This is a genomic window from Streptomyces sp. NPDC019937 (assembly GCF_040631655.1).
GTDB lineage: Bacteria > Actinomycetota > Actinomycetes > Streptomycetales > Streptomycetaceae > Streptomyces.
On sequence record NZ_JBEYAL010000031.1, the window covers coordinates 64,242 to 86,126 of the forward strand.

The 21,885-nt window shown below is 73.8% G+C and carries 19 protein-coding genes; 9 read left to right on the forward strand and 10 right to left on the reverse strand.

Translation table 11 applies throughout. From position 1 onward, the window contains the following. Nucleotides 1-30: 30 nt before the first annotated feature. Nucleotides 31-2,169 carry a glycogen debranching protein GlgX gene (gene glgX, locus ABZ562_RS28305; RefSeq protein WP_361484897.1) on the reverse strand — a complete coding sequence of 713 codons (2,139 nt, stop codon included), beginning with the start codon at nucleotides 2,167-2,169 and terminating at the stop codon, nucleotides 31-33. 279 nt (nucleotides 2,170-2,448) lie between these two features. On the opposite strand from glgX, the gene ABZ562_RS28310 reads away from it, so the two are divergent. The 5 genes from ABZ562_RS28310 (at nucleotide 2,449) to treZ (ending at nucleotide 8,742) form a co-directional block, all read left to right on the forward strand. Beyond that, nucleotides 2,449-3,219: a Tat pathway signal sequence domain protein gene (locus ABZ562_RS28310; protein ID WP_361484899.1), complete on the forward strand. Its 771-nt coding sequence runs from the start codon at nucleotides 2,449-2,451 to the stop codon at nucleotides 3,217-3,219. Between the two features lie 49 nt (nucleotides 3,220-3,268). Beyond that, nucleotides 3,269-4,579: a copper amine oxidase gene (locus tag ABZ562_RS28315; RefSeq protein WP_361484901.1), complete on the forward strand. Its 1,311-nt coding sequence runs from the start codon at nucleotides 3,269-3,271 to the stop codon at nucleotides 4,577-4,579. Nucleotides 4,580-4,674: 95 nt separating this feature from the next. After that, entirely contained in the window at nucleotides 4,675-5,925 is a 1,251-nt protein-coding gene (locus ABZ562_RS28320; RefSeq protein WP_361484903.1) for an SAV2148 family HEPN domain-containing protein, read from the forward strand. A 38-nt stretch (nucleotides 5,926-5,963) separates the two neighbouring features. Next, nucleotides 5,964-6,872: a GNAT family N-acetyltransferase gene (locus ABZ562_RS28325; RefSeq protein ID WP_361484905.1), complete on the forward strand. Its 909-nt coding sequence runs from the start codon at nucleotides 5,964-5,966 to the stop codon at nucleotides 6,870-6,872. 97 nt (nucleotides 6,873-6,969) lie between these two features. Beyond that, entirely contained in the window at nucleotides 6,970-8,742 is a 1,773-nt protein-coding gene (treZ, locus tag ABZ562_RS28330) for a malto-oligosyltrehalose trehalohydrolase (RefSeq protein ID WP_361484907.1), read from the forward strand. Between the two features lie 7 nt (nucleotides 8,743-8,749). On the opposite strand, the gene msrB is transcribed toward treZ, so the two are convergent. The 4 genes from msrB to ABZ562_RS28350 form a co-directional block, all read right to left on the reverse strand. Further along, a complete protein-coding gene (gene msrB, locus ABZ562_RS28335) occupies nucleotides 8,750-9,157 on the reverse strand; it encodes a peptide-methionine (R)-S-oxide reductase MsrB (protein WP_055549538.1) in 408 nt (135 codons plus the stop codon). Between the two features lie 13 nt (nucleotides 9,158-9,170). Next, complete coding sequence (murC, locus tag ABZ562_RS28340) at nucleotides 9,171-10,640, reverse strand: UDP-N-acetylmuramate--L-alanine ligase (protein WP_361484909.1); 1,470 nt, start codon at nucleotides 10,638-10,640, stop codon at nucleotides 9,171-9,173. 96 nt (nucleotides 10,641-10,736) lie between these two features. Continuing rightward, nucleotides 10,737-11,222, reverse strand: coding sequence for an indole-3-glycerol phosphate synthase (locus ABZ562_RS28345; protein WP_361484911.1), 486 nt, complete (start codon nucleotides 11,220-11,222; stop codon nucleotides 10,737-10,739). A gap of 89 nt (nucleotides 11,223-11,311) precedes the next feature. Continuing rightward, entirely contained in the window at nucleotides 11,312-12,133 is an 822-nt protein-coding gene (locus ABZ562_RS28350) for a pyrimidine reductase family protein (RefSeq protein WP_361484913.1), read from the reverse strand. Nucleotides 12,134-12,199: 66 nt separating this feature from the next. Between ABZ562_RS28350 and zapE the strand changes: the two genes are divergently transcribed. Further along, complete coding sequence (gene zapE / locus ABZ562_RS28355; RefSeq protein WP_361484915.1) at nucleotides 12,200-13,303, forward strand: cell division protein ZapE; 1,104 nt, start codon at nucleotides 12,200-12,202, stop codon at nucleotides 13,301-13,303. 286 nt (nucleotides 13,304-13,589) lie between these two features. Next, on the forward strand, nucleotides 13,590-15,017 hold the full coding sequence (locus tag ABZ562_RS28360) for an alkaline phosphatase PhoX (protein ID WP_361484917.1): 1,428 nt from the start codon (nucleotides 13,590-13,592) through the stop codon (nucleotides 15,015-15,017). 34 nt (nucleotides 15,018-15,051) lie between these two features. Here ABZ562_RS28360 and ABZ562_RS28365 read toward each other — a convergent pair whose 3' ends face one another. Continuing rightward, a complete protein-coding gene (locus tag ABZ562_RS28365) occupies nucleotides 15,052-15,720 on the reverse strand; it encodes an ABC transporter (protein WP_361484919.1) in 669 nt (222 codons plus the stop codon). Further along, the gene (locus ABZ562_RS28370) at nucleotides 15,717-16,619 is read right to left on the reverse strand and encodes an ATP-binding cassette domain-containing protein (protein WP_361484921.1); all 903 of its coding nucleotides are present in this window, start codon (nucleotides 16,617-16,619) and stop codon (nucleotides 15,717-15,719) included. Before ABZ562_RS28370 ends, ABZ562_RS28365 begins: the two co-directional genes overlap by 4 nt. Before the next feature lie 69 nt (nucleotides 16,620-16,688). Here ABZ562_RS28370 and ABZ562_RS28375 point away from each other — a divergent pair, with 69 nt between their 5' ends. Next, nucleotides 16,689-17,447: a peptidyl-tRNA hydrolase gene (locus ABZ562_RS28375; protein ID WP_361484923.1), complete on the forward strand. Its 759-nt coding sequence runs from the start codon at nucleotides 16,689-16,691 to the stop codon at nucleotides 17,445-17,447. Nucleotides 17,448-17,570: 123 nt separating this feature from the next. Here the strand turns inward: ABZ562_RS28375 and ABZ562_RS28380 are convergent, their stop codons facing one another. Continuing rightward, nucleotides 17,571-18,494 (reverse strand): class I SAM-dependent methyltransferase, encoded by a 924-nt coding sequence (locus ABZ562_RS28380; protein ID WP_361484925.1) that lies wholly within the window; start codon nucleotides 18,492-18,494, stop codon nucleotides 17,571-17,573. Between the two features lie 239 nt (nucleotides 18,495-18,733). On the opposite strand from ABZ562_RS28380, the gene ABZ562_RS28385 reads away from it, so the two are divergent. Next, nucleotides 18,734-19,891: an NAD-dependent epimerase/dehydratase family protein gene (locus tag ABZ562_RS28385; RefSeq protein WP_361484927.1), complete on the forward strand. Its 1,158-nt coding sequence runs from the start codon at nucleotides 18,734-18,736 to the stop codon at nucleotides 19,889-19,891. Nucleotides 19,892-19,994: 103 nt separating this feature from the next. On the opposite strand, the gene ABZ562_RS28390 is transcribed toward ABZ562_RS28385, so the two are convergent. After that, on the reverse strand, nucleotides 19,995-21,107 hold the full coding sequence (locus ABZ562_RS28390; RefSeq protein WP_361484929.1) for a HAMP domain-containing sensor histidine kinase: 1,113 nt from the start codon (nucleotides 21,105-21,107) through the stop codon (nucleotides 19,995-19,997). Then, the gene (locus ABZ562_RS28395; protein ID WP_361484931.1) at nucleotides 21,100-21,873 is read right to left on the reverse strand and encodes a response regulator transcription factor; all 774 of its coding nucleotides are present in this window, start codon (nucleotides 21,871-21,873) and stop codon (nucleotides 21,100-21,102) included. The genes ABZ562_RS28390 and ABZ562_RS28395 overlap by 8 nt, the downstream gene beginning before the upstream one ends. Between the last annotated feature and the right edge of the window lie 12 nt (nucleotides 21,874-21,885).

Genomic DNA, 21,885 nt, shown 5'->3' on the forward strand with positions numbered 1-21,885 from the left:
GGCGGCTCGCCGGGGAGACGGCCGGTGGCCTCAGGCCGGGCGCTGGAGGACCATCAGGCTGCGGTCCACCAGGGTCAGCCGGTCGCCCGCGGCGACCTTCTGGCCGCTGCCGGGCTCCACGCCCTCGGGGACCGCCGTGTCCACGATGACCTGCCACTGCTTGCCGTGGTCGACGGGCACGACGAAGTCCAGCGGCTCGTGGTGGGCGTTGAAGAGCAGCAGGAACGAGTCGTCGGTGATGCGCTCGCCCCGCACGCCCGGCTCGGAGATCGCGCTGCCGTTGAGGAAGACCGCGAGGGACTTGGCGTGGGCGGCCTGCCAGTCGCGCTGGCGCATCTCCTCGCCCTCGTGGGTGAACCACGCGATGTCGGACAGCTCGTCGTGGGTGCCCTCCACCGGGCGGCCGTGGAAGAAGCGGCGGCGGCGGAAGACGGGGTGGTCGCGGCGCAGCCAGATCAGGGAGCGGGTGAAGCGCAGCAGCTCCTGGGCCTCCCGGTCCTCGTCGGTCGCGTCCTTGCCGGTCAGCGGCCACCGCACCCAGGAGGTCTCGTTGTCCTGGCAGTACGCGTTGTTGTTGCCGCCCTGGGTGCGGGCGAACTCGTCGCCGTGGCTGAGCATGGGCACGCCCTGGGAGAGCATCAGGGTGGCGATGAAGTTGCGCATCTGACGGCGGCGCAGGGCGCGGACCCCGGGGTCGTCGGTCTCGCCCTCGACGCCGCAGTTCCAGGAGCGGTTGTAGCTCTCGCCGTCCTGGTTGGACTCCCCGTTGGCCTCGTTGTGCTTCTCGTCGTAGCTCACCAGGTCGCGCAGGGTGAAGCCGTCGTGGCAGGTGACGAAGTTGACGGAGGCGAGCGGGCGGCGGCCGTCGTTCTGGTAGAGGTCGGAGGAGCCGGTGAGCCGGGAGGCGAATTCGGCCAGGGTGCGGGGTTCACCGCGCCACAGATCGCGCACGGTATCCCGGAACTTTCCGTTCCACTCGGTCCACAGCGGCGGGAAGTTCCCCACCTGGTAGCCGCCCTCGCCGACGTCCCACGGCTCGGCGATCAGCTTCACCTGGCTGACCACCGGGTCCTGCTGCACCAGGTCGAAGAACGACGACAGCCGGTCCACCTCGTGGAACTGACGGGCCAGGGTCGCCGCCAGATCGAAGCGGAAGCCGTCCACCCGCATCTCGGTCACCCAGTACCGCAGGGAGTCCATGATCAGCTGGAGGACGTGGGGGCTGCGCATCAGCAGGGAGTTTCCGGTGCCGGTGGTGTCCATGTAGTACCGCCGGTCATCGGTCAGCCGGTAGTACGAGGCGTTGTCCAGCCCCCGGAAGGAGAGCGTCGGCCCCAGGTGGTTGCCCTCGGCGGTGTGGTTGTAGACGACGTCGAGGATGACCTCGATGCCCGCCTGGTGCAGCGCCCGCACCGCCGACTTGAACTCCAGCACCTGCTGTCCCCGGTCGCCCCAGGACGCGTAGGCGTTGTGCGGGGCGAAGAAGCCGATGGTGTTGTAGCCCCAGTAGTTGGCGAGGCCCTCGTCGACCAGCCGGTGGTCGTGGACGAACTGGTGTACGGGCATCAGCTCCAGCGTGGTGACGCCCAGCTCCGTCAGATGCTCGATGATCGCCGGATGGGCCAGCGCCGCGTAGGTGCCGCGCAGCTCCTCCGGAAGCCGCGGATGGCGCATGGTCAGGCCCTTCACATGGGCCTCGTAGATGACCGTGCGGTGGTAGTCGGTGCGCGGCGGCCGGTCGTCGCCCCAGTCGAAGTACGGGTTGACCACGACCGAGGCCATCGTGTGGGGGGCCGAGTCCAGATCATTGCGCTTGTCCGGCCGGTGGAAGTGGTAGCCGTAGACCTCCTCGCCCCAGTCGATCTTCCCGCTCATGGCCCTGGCGTACGGGTCCAGCAGCAGCTTGGCGGAATTGCACCGGTCGCCGTTCTCCGGTGCGTACGGGCCGTGGACCCGGAAGCCATAGCGCTGGCCCGGCATGATGCCGGGCAGATAGGCGTGGCGCACGAACCCGTCCGTCTCGCGCAGCTCGACGGCCGTCTCCGAGCCGTCGTCGTGCAGCAGACACAGCTCGATGCGCGTGGCGGCCTCGGAGAACACCGCGAAGTTGGTTCCGGCGCCGTCGTACGTGGCGCCCAGGGGATAAGCGTGTCCCGGCCAGACCTGCATACGACGACTCTTCCACTTCTCCTCCCGGGGCCGCGAGCACCGCCCGCCCCGGACCGAACCGACCGACGACGCATCCTTTCCCAACTTCACTGGGAGAACGGCCGTTTCAGCGGAACTTCCTCAAACGGGAGGCAACCTACGGCCATATCGGTTCGTCCTACCGAGTGACCTTGACGTATGCGATATCCCGCTATGGCGGGGCATACAGCTGGATGGGATCGCCGGGGGGATTGGGGAAGAACGGTGCGCAAGTTGAACCATCGCCATCTGGGAAGAGTGATGGCGGGTGTGGCCGTGGCGGCCACGGCCACGGCGGTCATGGTCGGGGTGACGCTGCCGGACAGCGCCTCCGGCAAGGAGGGGCGCGGCGGCGGACCGCAGGGTTCCGCCGCGGAGCAGGGCCAGGCGGCCCGGCAGCTGCCCGGCGTCGTCGAGGACGCGCCCGTCCAGCGGAAGACCGGCACGGGCCGGGACCCCCTCACCGACGCCGAGCTGAAGCGCGCCCGGACGCTCGCACTCGGCCGCGGCCTCCGGGACAGCGGCAAGGACGTCACGGGCGGCAAGGGCCCGGAGCAGCTCTCCACCGACCTCGCCGAGCTGACCCCCGACGAGGTCGGCTCCGCCGACCCGCCCCGCCGGGCCGACGTCACGTACTACGACTACAGCGACAACACCTATGTGACGAAGACCGTCGACCTGGGCTCGGGCAAGGTCGAGCACACCGACACCCAGCGCGGCGTCCAGCCGCCGCCCAACCGGGACGAGGCGCGCGAGGCGGCCCGGCTGCTGATCGCCGACAAGCTCGGCGAGGGGCTGAAGAAGGACTTCAAGGACGCCACCGGCAAGACGCTGACCAGCCCCGACCAGCTGGTCGTCACCGGCTTCGTCTACCGCACGGGCGTGGACGCCCCGGGCCCCGCCGCCACCCGGGACTGCGGCAAGCACCGCTGCGTGCGGCTGTTCACCAGGGTGGCGGGCGGCCCCTGGATCGACACCCGGCAGCTGGTCATCGACCTGAGCGCCCGGTCCGTCGCCCGGCTGGGCTCGTAGGACACCCGCGTCCGCCCCTCCACCCCCTTTGTGACAGGAGCACACCTCCATGCGTGAAAGAAGGCTGGGCCGGGCCCGTACCCGGCTCGCGGCGGCCCTCGGCGCCTCGGCTCTGATCGGCTCGGTGGCGGTCGCCGCCGGACCGGCACAGGCCGCGCCGCAGGCACCGGCCAAGGCCCCGGCGGCCGCCGCCGACTGCAGCGCCGCGTACAAGATCCAGGAGACCCTGGACGGCGGCACCGTCTGGCGAATGTGCTGGCACTACGAGAGCAAGGCCGGGCTGGTGCTCGACGACATCTCGTACCAGCCCAAGGGCGAGGCCCGTCCCATCAAGGTGCTGACCTCGGCGAAAATCGGCCAGATCCACGTCCCGTACGACGACGGCAAGGCCGAGTACGACGACCTCACCGGACAGGGCTTCGCCCAGGGGCTGCAGCAGCTGGCTCCGGCCGAGTGCCCCGGCGGCACCATCAAGACCGTGCGGGTGCCGGACGCCTGGGACCCCACCCACCCGGACATCAAGGGGCTGTGCGCCACCACCCGGGCCCGCGGCCACGCCTACCGCATGAACGACGGCCAGAAGCTCTACCAGGCCCAGGGCAAGGACCTGCTGGTCTACACCGTCAACCAGGTCGGCTGGTACGAGTACATCACCGAGTGGCGGTTCGCGGGCGACGGCACCATGTCCATGCAGGTCGGCGCCACCGGCACGCTCTCCCCGATGGACTACGACGCGGGCGACGGCCGCGGCTGGCCGATCGGCAAGGGCGCCAAGGACTACGCCACCAGCCACGCCCACAACGTCTTCTGGCGGCTGAACTTCGGCCTCGACGGCTCGCCGAAGAGCAAAGTCGAGCAGTACGACTCCACGACCACGGCCGTCGCCGGCCGGATCCCCACGACCAAGACCACCCGCACCAAGGTCACCAAGGAGCTGGCGGGCGACGCGGCGGGGTCCCGGTGGTGGCGGGTGGTGAGCACGGCGGGCAAGAACAAGGACGGCCATCCGCGCAGCTACGAGATCGTGCCCGGCCACACCACCAAGTACCAGGGACGCAGCTTCACCAAGCACGACGTCTACTTCACGCAGTACAACAAATGTGAACAGTTTGCGAGCAACAACCTGGCGAACTGCGGCGCCCGGGCCGGTAAGAGCGTCGACACGTGGGTCAACGGCCAGACCCTCACCCACCCGGTCGTGTGGGTCAACATCGGGTTCCACCACATCGCCCGTGACGAGGACCAGGAACCGATGCCGCTGCACTGGCAGGGTTTCCAACTCGCACCCCGCGACGTGACCGCGATGAACCCGCTCACGCCTCCCGCACTCGCCGGTCACAACGGCCACACGGAAGATTAAGGTTGGCCCTCGGGCCGACCGGAGTGTCGCACCGCCCCCCGCCTGAGCAGTAGTCTGCGGTGATCGTTGGAGCGGGGGCGGAAGGCGGTGCACAGGTGAGCTCGGGCGGGCTGGAGCTGCCCCCTGGTGACGGAGGTCCCGGGGGTGACGGCTCCACCGAGGCACCCCCCGGTGCGGTGTCCCTGGTGCGTCCGATGGAGATCGGAGCGGAACTGGACTGGGGCGCGGACGCCTGGGACGAGGTGCGGACGCGCGCACGCCGGGCCGGGCGGGCCTACATCTGGCTGAATCTGGTCGAACAGCGGCTGCGCGCGGTCGTCGGCGCGGTGCTCCGGCCGATCTACGAACCGGTCCACGGCGACGACTGGGTCATCGCCGCCGCCGGACCGGCCGGCCAGGAGTGGGTGCAGCGGGCCGTGGCGGTCCGGGAGGTGAGCCGCCGCAAGGGCTATCTGCTCGACCCGGCCGACGACAACACCCTCAGCTTCCTCACCCTGCCCCAACTGCGCGAACTCCTCGTCCAGCACTGGCCGTGCTTCGAGCCCTACCTGGACGACCGGCGCGAGGTGGAGCTGGCCCTGGACGAGCTGGAGGTCGCCCGTAACGTCGTCTCCCGCAACCGCGCCCTGTCCGGGACCGTGCTGGCCCAGGCCGAGCGGGCCTCGGCCCGGCTGCTGGAGATCCTCGGCAGCGGCACCGGAAACCCCGCCACCGACCGGCTGCCCATCGACGCGGTCGAGGACCTGGTCGGCGACCGCTACGCGGACGTGGTCGGCGTCCACCCCGACCGGGTGCGGCTCCAGCGGCAGCTGCCCGTCGAGGACCTGTTCGGGGGCGCCCGGCGGCTGGACGCGGTCGGCATCGGGCTCAACCTCCTGGTCCAGAACTACTCCGGCCGCCGCCTGGTCCGCCTCGCCGAGGCCGGCTGCCGGGCCCGGCTGCTGTTCCTCAACCCCGCCAGCAGCGCGGTACGGCGCCGGGAGCGCGAGCTGGGTTTGAAGAAGGGCGAACTGAGCCGCTCGGTGGAGATGAACATCCTCCACATGCGCCGGGTGCGCGCCGCCCTGCGCGACCCGGGCGCCTTCGAGATCCACGTCTTCGACGAGACCCCCCGTTTCACCGCCTACCTGGTCAACGGCGACGGCTCGGACGGGCTCGCGGTCGTCCAGTCGTACCTGCGCAAGGCGCGCGGCATGGAGGCCCCCGTCCTGGTCCTGCGCGGCGGCGGCCGGGGGCGCGAGGTGGTGCGCGAGGGGCGCGACCCGAACGAGGGCGACGGCGGGCTCTTCGGCACCTACCGGGAGGAGTTCGAGAGCGTCTGGTCGGACTCCCGCCCGGTGTCCTGACCAGTCCGCCGACGCATCGCGTACCCGGGAGGATCACCATGACCGATCTGGTCATCCGCGCGCTCACCGAGAGCGACGCGCATCTGTTTCACGCCCTGCCCGGCCCCGCGCTCGTCGGCCGGGGCCGTTTCGGGCACACCTACGCCACCGTCGGCCAGGGCGGCGACTACCGGCCCGAGTGGTCGTGGGTGGCGCTGCGCGGGGAGCGGGTGGTGGCCCGTGCCGCGTGGTGGGGCGGGCCGGAGGACACCGCTCCGGTGGCGCTGGACTGGTTCGACTTCGCCGAGGGCGAGGGCGGGGCCGCCGCGGAGCTGCTGCGCGCCGCTCCCCTGCGCGCCGAGTACAGCCTCCTGGCGCCGCCCGGCTGGCGCGACCGGCCGGAGGAGAGCGCGGCGGTGCGGGCCCGGGTCGACGCGGCCGTGGCGGGCGGGCTCAACCCCCTGGTCGAGCGGTACCGCTACGAGTGGACGCCCGCCCTCGGGCTGCCCGAGCGGCCGGGGCGGCTGGAGTTCCGGCCGGAGCCGGACGACGCGGTGATCGCCGACGTACTGCGCCACGTCCACCGGGGCACGCTGGACGCACACGACCGGCGGACCATCGCCGAGAGCGGCATCGAGGCCGCGGTCGCCGAGAACCTGCGGCTGTTCCACTGGTTTCCTTCGCCCCGCGACTGGTGGCGGCTGGCGTGGACACCGGGCGGGGAGGTCGTCGGCATCCAGGTGCCCGCGCACAATCCGGCCGGGCCGTGCGTCGGCTTCATCGGGGTCGTCGCCGGGCAGCGCGGCCACGGCTACGCGTACGACCTGCTCGTGGAGTGCACCCACGACCTGGTGGAACGCGGCGCGACCAGGATCGCGGCCGCGACCGACCGGGACAACCGGCCGATGGCCGCGCACTTCGCCAAGGCGGGCTATCCCGTCACCCAGGAGCGCATCGACCTGGTGTGACACCGTCACCGGCCGGTACCGCCCTGCTGCGCGATCGGTGCTCCGTCCTCCAGCATGGTCCCGGACCCGGTTCGCATGACGAGGTGAGGAGAGGTCAGTGCTCTTCGAGGTGTGGGCGCCGCATGCCGAGCGGGTCGGGCTGCATGTCGCCGGATGCGGGCAGGGCCGTACGCGTCCCATGGAGCGCGATCCCGCGCGGGACGGATGGTGGCGGGCCGAGGCCGAGGCGGGGCACGGGACGGTTTACGGCTTCGCGCTCGACGACGGCCCGCCGCTGCCCGATCCGCGCTCCCGCCGCCAGCCGGACGGGCCGGAGGGGCTGAGCGCGGTGGTGGACCCCTCCCGCTTCGGGTGGGAGCGGGAGTGGTTCGGGCGGCCGCTGCCGGGCGCGGTGCTGTACGAGCTGCACATCGGGACGTTCACCCCGGAGGGCACCTTCGACGCGGCCGCGACGCGGCTGCCGCACCTGGCCGGTCTCGGCGTCACGCACGTGGAGCTGATGCCGGTGTGCCCGTTCCCGGGGACGCACGGCTGGGGGTACGACGGGGTCGCGCCATGGGCCGTGCACGAGCCGTACGGCGGGCCCGAGGGGCTGGCCCGGTTCGTGGCCGCCGCGCACCGGCACGGCCTCGGCGTCGTGCTGGACGTGGTGCACAACCACCTGGGGCCGTCCGGCAACCACCTGCCGGAGTTCGGGCCGTACTTCACCGACACCCACCACACCCCGTGGGGCGCCGCGGTCAACCTGGACGCGCCCGGCTCCGACGAGGTCCGCGCGTACTTCATCGGCAGCGCGCTCGCCTGGCTGCGCGACTACCGGCTGGACGGGCTGCGGCTGGACGCCGTGCACGCGCTGCACGACACCCGGGCCCGGCACTTCCTGGCCGAGCTGTCCGCCGCGGTGGACGCGCTGGCGGCCCGGGTCGGGCGGCCGCTGTTCCTGATCGGCGAGTCGGATCTGAACGACCCGCGCACCACGACGCCGCGCGAGGCGGGCGGCCACGGTCTGCACGCCCAGTGGAACGACGACTTCCACCACGCCCTGCACACGTACCTCACCGGCGAACGGCAGGGCTACTACGCCGACTTCGCCGACTTCGGCGCCGGGGGCCCCGGGGCCCTGGCGAAGACGCTGAGCGGCGGCTTCTTCCACGACGGCACGTACTCGGCCTTCCGCGGCCGCCGCCACGGCAGCCCGCTGCACCCGCCCACCACCCCGGCGCACCGGCTCCTCGGCTACGCCCAGACCCACGACCAGATCGGCAACCGGGCCACCGGCGACCGGCTGTCCGGGCGGCTGTCCCCCGGGCTGCTGGCCTGCGCGGCGGCCGTCGTGCTGTGCGCGCCGTTCACCCCCATGCTGTTCATGGGCGAGGAGTGGGGGGCGAGTACGCCCTGGCAGTACTTCACCGACCACCGGGACCCGGAGCTGGCCGAGGCCGTACGGCGCGGCCGCCGCCGGGAGTTCGCCGCCCACGGCTGGGCGGAGGCGGACATCCCGGACCCCCAGGACCCGGCGACCCGGCTGCGGTCCTGCCTGGACTGGACGGAGCCGGACCGGGAGCCGCACCGCGCGCTGCTGGACTGGCACCGGCGGCTGATCGCGCTGCGCCGCGCCGAGCCCGCCCTGACCGACCCCGCCTGGTCGTGCGCCGTGGCGCCGACCGGGCCGGGCGGCTGCTTCGCCTTTCGGCGGGGCCCGCTGTGCGTCGTCCTCAACCCGCACGGCCGCCCGGCGGACGCCCGGCTGGCGCCGAGCCCCGCCGGGGTCACCGAGGTGGTCGCCGCCTGGCGGCCGGTCGAGCCGCCGGGCCCGGACGGCACGCTGCGGCTGCCGCCGGAGACGGCCGTGGTGCTCAGGTCGGCCTGAGGGCCGGTCAGCCCTCCTGGGGGGCGAGCCGCAGCGAGATGGAGTTGATGCAGTACCGCTGGTCGGTCGGGGTCGGATAGCCCTCGCCCGCGAAGACATGGCCGAGGTGCGAGCCGCAGCGGGCGCACCGCACCTCGGTGCGGACCATGCCGTGCGAGCGGTCGTCGATCAGCTCGACCGCGGACGAGTCCGCCGGGTCGTAGAAGGACGGCCAGCCGCAGTGGCTCTCGAACTTCGTCTCGGAGCGGAACAGCTCCGCGCCGCACGCCCGGCAGGAGTAGACGCCGGTCGTCTTGGTGTCGGTGTATTCACCGGTGAAGGCGCGCTCGGTGCCCGCCTCGCGCAGGACGTGGTACTCCTGCGGGCTCAGCTCCGCGCGCCACTGCTCCTCCGGCTTGTCGATCTCGTACGCCATGGAAGGACCCTCCTCAGCTCTCCCGGCTCGCCGGGCTCCTCAGGGCGCTCCGGGCTCGCCGCGTCTGCAGACGGGCGAGGATCTCCGGACCGAGGTCGGTGACATCGCCCGCGCCCATGGTGAGAACAAGGTCACCGGGCTCGGCCATTCCGGCGATCAGCTTGGGGATCGCGGACCGGTCGTGCTCGGCGGTCACCTCGGCGCCGTGGCGGGCGGCGGCGTCGATCACCAGGGCGCTGGTGATGCCCGGGACCGGGTCCTCGCGGGCCGGGTAGATGTCGAGGACGACGGAGGCGTCGGCCAGCGCCAGGGCCTCGCCCATCTCGGCGCCCAGCTCCTGCGTACGGCTGAACAGATGCGGCTGGAAGACCACCAGGACCCGGCCGTCCCCGGCGCCGCCGCGGATGGCCTCCAGGTCGGCGGCGATCTCGGTGGGGTGGTGCGCGTAGGAGTCGATGACCTGCACCCCGGCCGCCGTGCCCTTGAGCTGGAGGCGCCGCTTGACGCCGGTGTACGAGGCGATCGCGGGGGCGAGCTCGCGGGCGGGCACGTCGAGGGCGGCGCCCGCGGTGAGGGCGGCGACGGCGTTGAGCGCGTAGTGGCGGCCGGGCACGGAGACGGTGAAGGTGATCTCACCGTCGTCGTCACCGCCGTCGATGCCCTTCGCGAGCTGGACGGTGACCTCGCTGGTCAGCCCGTTCGGGACGACGTCCAGGACCCGTACGTCGGCGTCGGCGGCCTCCCCGTAGGTGAGCACCCGCAGACCCTCGTGGCCGGCGACCATGCCGGTCAGCTCGCGCGCCCCGGGGTGGTCGGCGGAGATCACCAGGGTGCCGCCGGGGCGGACGCGCTCCACGAAGGTCCGGAACGAGTCGTAGATCTCCTCCATGGAGGCGTAGTTGGCGTGGTGGTCCAGCTCCACGTTGAGGATGATCGCGACCTCGGGCGCGTACTTGTGGAAGCTGCGGTCGCTCTCGTCGGCCTCCGCGACGAAGATCTCGCCGCCGCCGTGCTCGGCGCTGGAGCCCGGCACGTCCAGGTCCCCGCCGATCACGTACGACGGGTCGCGGCCGAGGGTGCGCAGCGAGACGGCGAGCATCGAGGTCGTGGTCGTCTTGCCGTGCGTACCGGCGACCGCGATCGGGCGGTGGCCGTCCATGAGGGCGGCCAGCGCGTCGGAGCGGTGCACGACGGGGATGCCGCGCTCGCGCGCGGTGACCAGTTCGAGGTTGTCGGGGCGGATGGCGCTGGAGACGACGACGCTGGTGGCGTCGGGCGCGACGTTCGCTGCGGCGTGGCCGAGGTGCACGGTCGCGCCCAGCTCGCGCAGCGCCGCCACGATCGGGGAGTCCTTGGAGTCACTGCCCGCGACCCGTGCGCCGCGCTGGACGAGGACCTTCGCGACGCCCGACATACCGGCGCCGCCGATGCCGATGAAGTGCGGACGGTCCAGCGCGTCGGGGGCAATGCCGGCCGGTGCCATGTACGGGTCTCCCCTGAGTGAGCGGTCTTCTCGGTTCTGTCGGCCCCGATTCTCGCACCCCGCCGGACCGCGCCCCTACGGTTCCCCCACCGGTGCTCAGCCGCCCGTGGGCGTCCGCCCCTCGCCGACCTCGTCATCGGTGTGCGAGAACAGCTTCAGCACCGGGACGCCGACCTTGTGGCGGGCCCGGGAGGCCCAGTCGCGGTGGAAGAACTCCTCCACGAAGTGCGGCGCGGTCAGGACGATCACCTCGTCGGCGCCGGTCTCCTCCACCACCCCGCGCAGGACGTCCAGGGGGCGCCGCTGCACGACCTGGCCGCGGGCCTCGCCGCCCGCCGCGCGCAGGGCCGCCACCGATTGGCTCAGGGCGCGCTCGGCGGGCTCCAGCGCCTCGCTGCCCTCCGGCTCCTCGCCTTCCTGGGCGGCCTGTTCCAGCTCGCCGAGGGCGATGTCGTCGATGGCGCGCAGCAGCCGGTCCTTGCTGCCCCGGGGTTGCATCAGCACGACGAACGAGACCGGGTCATCGCCGTGCAGGGTGGTGACGAACTCCACGTCGGCGGCGGTCAGCGGCTTTTCGATCATCAAAATGCTCGTGAACACGACGTGCGCCCTTCTCGTTCCGTCGAGGAAGCGGTGGAAAACAGGGGGAACAGGGTCCGTTTAGCGTAAAACTATGGGTAAATCCGACAGTAGCGGGTGAAAAGGAAACCGGCGTCCTCCAGCACGGAAGCGAGAGCGAACCGTTCCGGTTCCGCGGCCAGGGGCCCGTTCGCGATCCGTGCCGCGTCGCCCGCGACCATCAGCGGGGCCACCGCCAGGCACAGCTCGTCCAGCACCCCGGCGGTCGCGAACTGCGCCAGCAGCCTGGGGCCGCCCTCGGTCAGCAGCCGGGTGTAGCCCAGCTCGGCGAGGGCCGTCGGCACCGCCGCCACGTCGACCCGCCCCGAGGGCCCGGCCCCCGCGCGCACCACCTGGGCCCCGGCCGCCTTCGCCGCCGCGACCCGGTCCTCCGCGGCCTGGGCGCCGGTGATCACCACGGTCGGCACCAGGGGCTCGGTGAACAGCGGCAGCGAGAAATCCAGCTCCAGGCTCGCGCTGACCACGGCGATCGCGGGCGCCGGGGGCTGGCCGAGCGCCGCCCGCCGCGTCGAGAACGCCTCCCGGGCGCGGGCGGGCCGGTAGCCCTCCTTGCGCACGGTCCCGGCACCGACCACCACCGCGTCGGCGAGGCCGCGCAGCATCCCGAAGATCCGCATGTCGGTCTCGGACGACAGCGGCTTCGACCGGCCGTCGTGGTGCGCCGCGCCGTCCAGCGAGGACACCATGTTGGCCCGCAGATAGGCCCCCGACGCGCTCTGCGGCCGCTCCGGATAGGCGTACGCGTCGGCCAGCTCGTCGAGCCCCCACTCGCGGTCCCGGACGGGATCCGCGGCGGCCGGGGGCCGGGGGGACGGTTCGGTGGGCGAGGCGGGCAAGGGGAACAGGCGTCGCATGGCCGCAGTGTGACATGGCTCCCTCCGGGACGGTCCACTCGGAAAATGCGACTACCCTGGACACCCGTGTCCGCACCAATCACCACGTCCGGCTCGGCAGGCTCAATAGCCGCCGAAGCCCCCGTCGCCCTCACGGCCCGCGCGCCGCAGGTGCCCGCCGAGCGCCTGGTGGCCGAGATGGTGCCGCCGCCCCGGTTCGCCACGGTGAGCTTCGACAACTACATCCCGGACCGCGACCAGCCCAGCCAGGCCGAGGCCGTCACCGTGCTGCGCGGCTTCGCCGGGCGGCTGGGCTCCGGTGCGGGTACGGACAAGGGCGGCCGCAGACACTGGTTCCGCCGGGCGGCCAAGCCCGCCGCCCCCAGCGGCCCGCGCGGGGTGTACCTCGACGGCGGCTACGGCGTCGGCAAGACCCATCTGCTGGCCTCGCTGTGGCACGCCACCCCGGCCGCGCCCGAGCGGAAGGCGTTCGGCACCTTCGTGGAGCTGACGAACCTGGTCGGCGCGCTCGGCTTCCAGCAGACCGTGAAGACCCTGAGCGACCACCGGCTGCTGTGCATCGACGAATTCGAGCTGGACGACCCGGGCGACACCGTCCTCGTCTCGACCCTGCTGGGCAAGCTGGTCGAGGCGGGCGTGGCGCTCGCCGCCACGTCCAACACCCTCCCCGGCAAGCTCGGCGAGGGCCGGTTCGCCGCCGCCGACTTCCTGCGCGAGATCCAGGGCCTGTCCGCCCACTTCCAGCCGGTGCGCATCGACGGCGAGGACTACCGCCACCGCGGGCTGCCCGAGGCCCCCGCCCCGCACTCCGACGAGGTGGTCGCCCGCGCGGCCAAGCGCACGCCCGGCGCCTCCCTGGACGCCTTCCCCGCCCTGCTGGAGCACCTGTCCCGGGTGCACCCGAGCCGTTACGGCGCGATGTGCGACGGCGTCCAGGCCGTCTGCCTGACCGGGGTCGGGCCCGTGCCCGACCAGTCGACCGCGCTGCGGCTGGTGGTGCTCGCGGACCGGCTCTACGACCGCGAGGTGCCGGTGTTGGCCTCCGGGGTGCCGTTCGACCAGCTGTTCAGCGAGGAGATGCTGAACGGCGGCTACCGCAAGAAGTACTTCCGGGCGATCTCCCGCCTCACCGCGCTCGCCCGCGACGCGCGGCAGCTGGCCGAGGCGTAGGCCGGGGGCGCGGCCCCCGGCTGGGGGCGAGCCGAATGAGTGCCTATTGCGTTCGGGTGCCCCCATTTCTCCGGCGAGTGAGCCGAAGGGGCGCGCCGCTGTCGAAAGGGAGAGCGCGCGGAGGCCCTGAGGAACGAGGGGCCGAGCACGGTCGACCGTCGACAGCGGCTTTTGCGCCCCGGAGGCGAACCGAGCCTTCAATAAAAAGGGGATGGTTCCCGGGCGGCCCGGGCGCGTGATACACACGTGCGGTCATCTTTCCTGTCCGCCAGCAGGGAGTTACCGCATGTCAGCGACACGACGTCAGATCCTGGGCCGCACCGGCGCGCTGGGCGCCTCCATCGCCTTCACCGGCAGCGTCCAGGAGCTCTTCGCCGGTACGGCCACGGCCGACGCGCCGGACCGGGCCGCCCCCGACGCCGCCGGGCGCGGCGGCTACGGCCCGCTCGTACCCGATCCGGACGGGCTGCTCGACCTCCCCGAGGGCTTCCGCTACCGCGTGCTGTCCCGCGAGGGCGACGCGCTGCGCTCCGGTGAGGGCAAGGTCCCCAGCCACTGCGACGGCATGGCCGCCTTCCCCGGCCGGGCAAGCGGCCGGGACGGCCGTACGCACCTGGTCCGCAACCATGAGAACCGTAAGGACGCCGCGATCCGCGTCCCCGCCGTCAAGGGCCTCACCTACGACCCGATGGGCATGGGCGGCTGCACCGCCCTCGCGCTCGACTCCGCCAACCGGGTGCTGTCCGAACGGGTCGCCATCGCCGGTACGGCCGTCAACTGCGCCGGCGGCCCCACCCCCTGGCACACCTGGCTGACCTGCGAGGAGACCGAGGACAAGGCCGGTACGAACGGCTACACCAAGGACCACGGGTTCATCTTCGAGGTCGACCCCTACGATCCGCGCCGCACCGGCGCCGTGCCGCTCACCGCCATGGGCCGCTTCCAGCACGAGGCGATCGCCGTCGACCCGCGCAGCGGCGTCGTCTACGAGACCGAGGACGCCTTCGAGCGGCCCTTCGGCCTCTTCTACCGCTTCCTGCCCCGTAAACCCCTCGGCGGGACCGGTTCGCTGCGCGCGGGCGGCAAGCTCCAGGCCCTGCGGGTGCCGGGGGTGGCCGACCTGTCCACCGTCCAGGAGCCGGGGACGTCCTTCAGCGGCATCGAGTGGGTGACCGTCCCCGACCCACTCGCGACCGAAACCCCCATCCGCTTCCAGGACTTCGGCCCGGGCGGCATCACCCACGCACAGAAGCTGGAGGGCTGCTACTGGGGCGGGACGTCGGTCTACTTCGTCTCCAGCTTCGCCAAGAGCGCGGACGGCTCGGCCGCCGACCACTTCGGGCAGATCTGGCGCTACGACCCGCAGCGGCACCGGCTCACCCTGGTGATCGTCTTCGGCCCGGACACGGACGTGCAGCTGCCCGGCGAGTCACCGGACAACATCACGCTCGCGCCCAGCGGCGGGCTGATGGTCTGCGAGGACGGCGACGGCGCGCAGCACGTCTTCGGGGTGACCCGGCGCGGCGAGGTCTACGCCATGGCACGCAACCGCCAGGCTCTGACATCAGCCGCTACGGCGGCGGGCGGCACCGAGGCGGAGCCCGCGTGGGGTGAGTTCGCGGGCGTCACCTTCGCCCCGGACCGCCGCACGATGTACGTCAACTGCTACACCCCGGGCACCACCTTCGCGATCACCGGGCCCTGGCAGCACTGACGGGCCCCGCCGAGCCCCTGGCCGTACCGCCCGCTCACGGCCGGCGCGAGCTGAGCGCGCACGCGATCGCCGTCGCCCCGGCGGCGATCGCGACGGTCACGGCCAGGGGCAGCAGCGGCATGGTCACGGTGCCGCTGCGCGAGCCGTTGACCAGCCCCGATACGGCGGCGTTCGCGGGCGAGGCGCCGGCCACGGACGCCAGCAGCGCGACGAGCACGGTCGAGAGCACGGCCCAGCCGGGGCGGCGCAGCAGCGGCCGGTTGCACAGCGCGCCGACGGCCGTGCCCAGCAGCGCGCAGGCGAGCGCGGCCAGCAGCCCGGCGACCGTCGCCGGGCCCACAGGCACCTCGACCCGGCCGTCCGCGCTGCGCGGATCGCCGACCAGCGCGACCAACAGCGTCCCGGCCACCCCGAGAACGACCGCCGCGCCCAGCGCGGTCAGCACACCGGCCAGATGCACCCGGCCGGGGCTCTGCGCGGCGGCCGCGCAGGAGCGCGCCGCGGCGGGCTCGTTGGTGACGCACACCCGCACCAGCCAGGCGGCGATGGGCAGCACTCCGGCGGCGGCGAACCCGAAGGAGTCGAGGATCGGCTGCCCGGCCTGCACCCCGATGCCCATGAAGACGACGTAGAGGAGAAGCGGCGGCAGCCAGCGATGCGAACGGGCCAGCAGCGCGGCCTGATAGCGCAGCAGGGCGATCATGAGGTCTCCGGATCGGCGGGAACTTCGGTCACCGCGCGGATGTGCCAGGGCGGCCGGGCGGTGAGGAGGGCACGCAGCAGGGCGTCGGAGTACGCGGCCCCGACCGTGAGCCGCACGAGGTCGCCGTCCGGCGCGGGCTGCCCGGCCTCCGGCGGTGGGGCGGGGGCGGGCTCGTGGACCGGCGCGCCGGGGAGGTGCGCGGGGAGGGCCGCTCCCGGCGGGCGCTCGGCCTCCACGCGGATGAGCGGTCCGGCGGCGGCCGGGGGCCCGCCGGGGTCCGGCACCGGCACCGGGACCGGCTCCAGGCGGGCGTCCGCGACCCGGAGCACCGCGTCCGGCGCCCCGGCGAGCCGCCGCGGGTCGTGGTCGACGAAGACGACCGCGGCGCCGTCGGCGACCCGCTCGGCGACCGCCTCGTCCAGGACGCCGCGCGCGGTCCGGTCCAGCCCGGTCCACGCCTCGTCGAGGACGAGCAGGTCGGGCGCGGCCAGCAGCGCCTGGGCGACGGCGACCTTCTGGCTGGTGCCCTTGGACAGCTCGGCGAACGGGGTGGCCGCGTACGCCTGCGCCCCGAACCGCTCCAGCCACTCCCCCGCGCCGCGCGCCGCCCCGGCCCGGCCCAGGCCGTGGATACGGCCCAGGTGGGTGAGGTAGCCGAGGACGGAGAAGGGCAGTTCGGCCGGGAACCGCTCGGGGACGTACGCGGTGCGCGGGCGGCCGGTGATCCGGCCCGCGGTGGGGGCGTCGATTCCGGCGAGCAGCCGCAGCAGGGTGGATTTGCCGCTGCCGTTCGTCCCCTCGACCCGGGTCAGCGAGCCCGGCGGCACGTCGAGGTCGACGCCGCGCAGCACCCAGGGTCCGGCCAGCCCGTAGCGGCGCCCGACTCCTCGCAGTCTCATGCTGGTTGAGCATAGGCAGTCGGGCGGCGGCCCGCCGCCGCTGTCGGCGGGTGCTGGCAGACTGGAGCGGTGACCAGCTCAGACGCCATCCCCCACAGCGGCCCGTTCCGGCACACGGAGACGGACCGGGACGCCGCCCCGCAGTTCGTGCTGCCCCTGGTGGTGCGGATCGAGAAGACCGCGCCCCCGTCCCGTACGGACGCCCTGGAGACGGCGGCGCGGGCGGTGCTGGTGCTGCTGTCGGACGAGCGGTCGACGGCGGAGGACGGCGAGTGGGCCGAGGCGGTGCGGGACTGGCAGGACGCCCGCATCCGCAAGGTCGTACGGCGGGCGCGCGGCGCGGAGTGGCGGCGGGCCCAGACGCTGCCGGGCATCACGCTCACGGGCCGGGCGGCGGCCGAGGACGCGCCGGAAGCCGAGGGCGCTCCGGCGGCCGAGGTGCGGGTGTTCCCGCCGGTGCCGCTGGACGGCTGGCCCAAGGAGCTGGCCAAGCTCCAGGTCTCCGGCACCGACCTGGACGACCCCGCGCCCCCGCCGGGCCCGGCCGGTCCGGTGCTGTGGCTGAACCCGGAGGTCAAGATGTCGGCGGGCAAGGCGATGGCGCAGGCGGGGCACGGCGCGCAGCTGGCGTGGTGGGAGCTGGACGACGCGCGGCGGGCGGCGTGGCGCGAGGCCGGTTTCCCGCTGGCGGTGCGGATGGCGTCCCCCGAGCGGTGGGGCGCGCTCACCCGGAGCGGCCTGCCGGTCGTACGGGACGCGGGCTTCACCGAGATCGCCCCGGGTTCCTGCACGGTGGTGGCGGACCACCCGGCCCTGCGCCGGCCGTAAGCCGCCGCGGCGGGGCGTGCCCGACCGGCACGCCGCCCGCCGGGCGAGGGGCCCGGGCAGGGCGGCAGCCGGCCGGGCGGCCGCGCCAGGTCCCCGGGCTCCGGGCCGGGTCCTGCGGACCGGTCAGGCGCGGCGGCGCTTGCGGATCGCGCGGGTCACCACCGGGGGCAGCACGTCGGCGGCCAGCCGGCGGACCTGGCTGGGGCGGCGCGGCGCGCCCGCTGACGCCGGGGCGGCGGGCGCCCGGCCCGCCTTCGGGGCGGGGGCGGACGCGGGCGCGTCGTCGGCGTAGCGGGACCGCGGCGCCGCCGGGTTCTTCGGCTTCCCGGAGAACCGCAGCACCCGGCTGCCCGCGATTTCCTGCCGGCTGGTGTGCATGCCGCGGCGCCACGCGTCGTCCGCGAGCATCTCCTCCTGGATCGGGCCGGGGTCGCCCCACATGCCGTAGAGCTTCTGCGTGGTCAGGCAGATGGGCCGCAGGCCGCGGTTGAAGACCGCCTCCCACGCGGCGGCGGCCACGCCGGGGGTGTGCTCGGAGCGGAAGTCGTCGAGCACGACGATGCCGCCGGGCAGCAGGACGTCGCGCGCGGCGATGATGTCGCTCTCCACGTGCTCGTACAGGTGCGAGGCGTCGACGTGGACGAAGCGGCAGGTGTCGTCGTCCACGTGGCTGGGCACGATCGAGGTCGTTCCCTGGAGGATGTCGGGCAGGGTGTCGTGGAACGCCAGGTAGTTCTGCTCGAAGGCGGTGCGGGTGAGGGTGGAGTAGGACTTCCGGGCCTCCGCCGCGTTGTTCTCGTCCGGCGCGTCCTCGGCGTCGAAGAGGTCGCAGACCGTGAAGCGTTCACCGGCCCGCAGGTACGCGGCGGTGAAGATGGCGCTCTTCCCCATGTAGGCGCCCATCTCGAGGAGGTCGCCGTGCTCCCCGAGGCGCTCCTGACGCCTGAGGAAGAAGTCGAACAGCACTTGGTCAAGGCTGGGGAACCACCCCTTGACGTCATTGAGGCTGCGGGGACGCTGCGCTGCTTCGGCGGTGGTGGCCGTCATGGTGCTCTCTGTTCCTCGGAGGCGGGGGTCGGGAGAGACGTGAATCGCGGGCCACGCTGGCAGTGGCAGGCAACGCCGGGACGTCACGGTTGTGTGTTTTATGTGACCGGAACCCCGGGCGATCGGGCGACCACAGGAGGTAAGTGGACGGAAGGCGTCCGGACACAGGGCCTTACGGACCGATGACGTCACGGCGCGGACACGGGCCCGTGGCCGGTTGAACGCCTAGCGTCAGGTCCATGCGCGTACTGGTCACCGGAGGCGCGGGCTTCATCGGCTCGCACATCGTCACCGCTCTCGTCGACCGCGGCCATGAGCCGGTCGTTCTCGACGCCCTGCTGCCCGCCGCCCATCCGGCGCCGCCGCGGCCGTCCGGGGCCGACTGGGTCCACGCCGACGTGCGGGACCGGGCGGCGGTGGAGTCGGCGCTGCGCGGGGTGGACGCCGTGTGCCATCAGGCGGCGATGGTCGGCCTCGGCAAGGACTTCGCGGACGCGCCGGAGTACGTCGGATGCAACGACCTGGGCACGGCCGTCCTGCTGGCGGCCATGGCCGAGCGCGGGGTGCGCTCGCTGGTGCTGGCCGGGTCGATGGTGGTGTACGGGGAGGGGCGCTACGACTGCCCCCGGCACGGCCGGGTGCGCCCCGGCCCGCGTGCCGAGGCCGATCTGGCGGCCGGGCGGTTCGAACCCGGCTGCCCGGACTGCGGCACCCCGCTGCGGCCGGGCCTGGTCGACGAGGACGCGCCGGCCGACCCGCGCAACGTCTACGCCACCACGAAGCTGGCGCAGGAGCATCTCGCGGCGGCGTGGGCGCGAGCCGTGGACGGCCGCGCGGTCTCGCTGCGCTACCACAACGTCTACGGGCCGGGCATGCCGCGCGACACCCCCTACGCGGGCGTCGCCTCCTTCTTCCGCTCGGCCCTCGCCCGCGGCGAGGCGCCCACGGTCTACGAGGACGGCGGGCAGCGCCGCGACTTCATCCACGTACGGGACGTGGCCTCGGCCAACGTGGCCGCCCTGGAGGCGGCCGCCGCCGCGGCGGCCCCGGGCGGCCTCACCGCGTACAACACCGGCAGCGACGACCCCCATACGGTGGGCGAGATGGCGGAGGCGCTGGCCGAGGCGTGCGGCGGGCCCGCGCCGGTGGTCACGGGGGCGTACCGGCTGGGCGACGTACGGCACATCACGGCCTCGTCGCGCCGGATCCGCGAGCGGCTGGGCTGGCGGCCCGCGATCACGTTCGGCGAGGGCATGACCGAGTTCGCCCACGCGGCCCAGCGCCCGGGAGCCGCCCCGGCGCCGAGCCCGCGGCCTCGCACGGCCGGCGGGCTGCCGGGGTCTTCGCCCGACCCGGGCGCGCCCCCGGCTCCCGCACGGCGGCCGGCGAGCGCGTAGCCACGCCCGGGTGCCATGACGGCAGCCGGGGCGCCCCGGGGAACGCGGCCACGTGCCCCGGGCCCGGGCGCCTTCCGCCCCCCGGCGAACCGGAAGACACCCCCTACGCCCGGGCGGCGGGCAGGCGGACCTCGAAGCGGCAGCCGCCGGCCACGTTCGTCACGGCCGCGTGGCCGTCGTGGGCCTCGACGATGCCGCGCACGATGGCCAGGCCAAGCCCGGCGCCCGCCGGGGGCGTACGGGCGTGGCTGCCGCGCCAGCCGGTGTCGAACACGCGCGGCAGATCCTCCTCCGGTATGCCGCCGCAGCCGTCGGTGACGGACAGCACGACGGTGTCCGCCTCGCGCCGGGCGGCCACGGCGACCGTGCCGTCGGCCGGGGTGCGGCGGATGGCGTTGACGAGGAGGTTGCCCAGGACGCGCGTCATCTCCTTGCCGTCGACCTCGACCGGGACGGGGTCCACGCGGTCGCCGATCAGCTGGACGCCGAGCTGGCGGGCGAGGGGGTCGGCGCCCGCGAGGGCGTCGCCGATCAGGTCGTAGACGGAGATCCGGGCGGGGGCGAGGGACAGCGCCCCGGCGTGGATGCGGGAGAGTTCGAAGAGGTCGCCGACCATCGTGTTGAGCCGCTCCACCTCGGTGCGGATCTGGCGGTGGTAGCGGGCCGGGTCCTCCACCACGCCGTCCTCCAGCGCCTCGGACATGGCCCGCAGCCCGGCCAGCGGGGTGCGCAGATCGTGCGAGATCCAGGCGACCAGCTCGCGGCGGGAGGACTCCAGGGCCCGCTCGCGCTCCCGGGAATCGGCCAGCTTGGCGCTGGTCGCGGCCAGCTCGCGGCCGAGTTCGGCGAGTTCGGCGGTGGCCGCGCCGCCGGGGGCGGCGAAGCTGCCGCCGTCCCCGAAGGAGCGGGCGGCGAGGGTCAGTTCATGGCTGCGCGCCACCACCCAGCGGCCCAGCAGCAGCGCGGTGGCCAGGGACACCACCGCGGCCATGGCGCAGACGGTGGTGACGACCGTCAGGTCGTGCGGGGACAGGAACATCGCCCAGGCGACCGCGAGCGTCCCGGCGAGCATGGCCGTCACCGCGACGGTGGCCACGACGGCGAGGGACACCACGACGGACCGGCCGCGCAGCAGCCGCAGGGCGAACGCCCCGAGCAGCCCGGCCGCGGCGGCGCCGAGGAACGCGAACAGGGCCATCAGCAGGACGTCACGCACGGCGGTCCGGCTCCTCCGCCCTGTCGGCCCCGGCCGGGGCGTCCGGCGCGTCGAAGCGGTAGCCCACGCCCCAGACGGTCTGGATGAGGCGCGGCGCGGCCGGGTCGTCCTCGATCTTTCCGCGCAGCCGCCGCACATGGACGGTGACGGTGGACAGATCGCCGAAGTCCCAGCCCCAGACGTCCCGCATCAGCTCCTCGCGGGTGCAGGCGAGCCCGGGGTGGCGCAGCAGGAAGGCCAGCAGGTCGAACTCGCGGAGGGTCAGGGCGAGTTCGCGGCCGCCCTTGGTGGCACGGCGGGCCATCGGGTCGAGGGTGATCCCGGCGCGGCTGAGCAGGGCGCCGGTCGCGAGGCGAGCGGCGGGGGCGGCGGAGGCGCGCGGTCCGGTACGGCCGCGGCGCAGCACGGACTCCACCCGCAGCACCAGCTCGCGCGGGCTGAACGGCTTGGTGACGTAGTCGTCCGCGCCGATCTCGAGGCCGAGGATCCGGTCGTCCTCGTCGCCGCGGGCGGTCAGCATGATCACGGGCACTGGCCCCTTGCCGCGGAGCGCGCGGCACACGTCCAGGCCGTCCATGCCGGGCAGCATGAGGTCGAGGACGACCAGGTCGGGCCATTGGGCGTCGGCACGGGCGAGCGCGCCGGGGCCGTCGGCGGCCCGGTCGACGGCGAAGCCGGCGCGGGTGAGATACCCGGCGACGACCTCGGCGACGGTCGGATCGTCGTCCACGACGAGCACGCGGCCGGGGAGTGGGGTCTGCTGCATGCACTCCAGCCT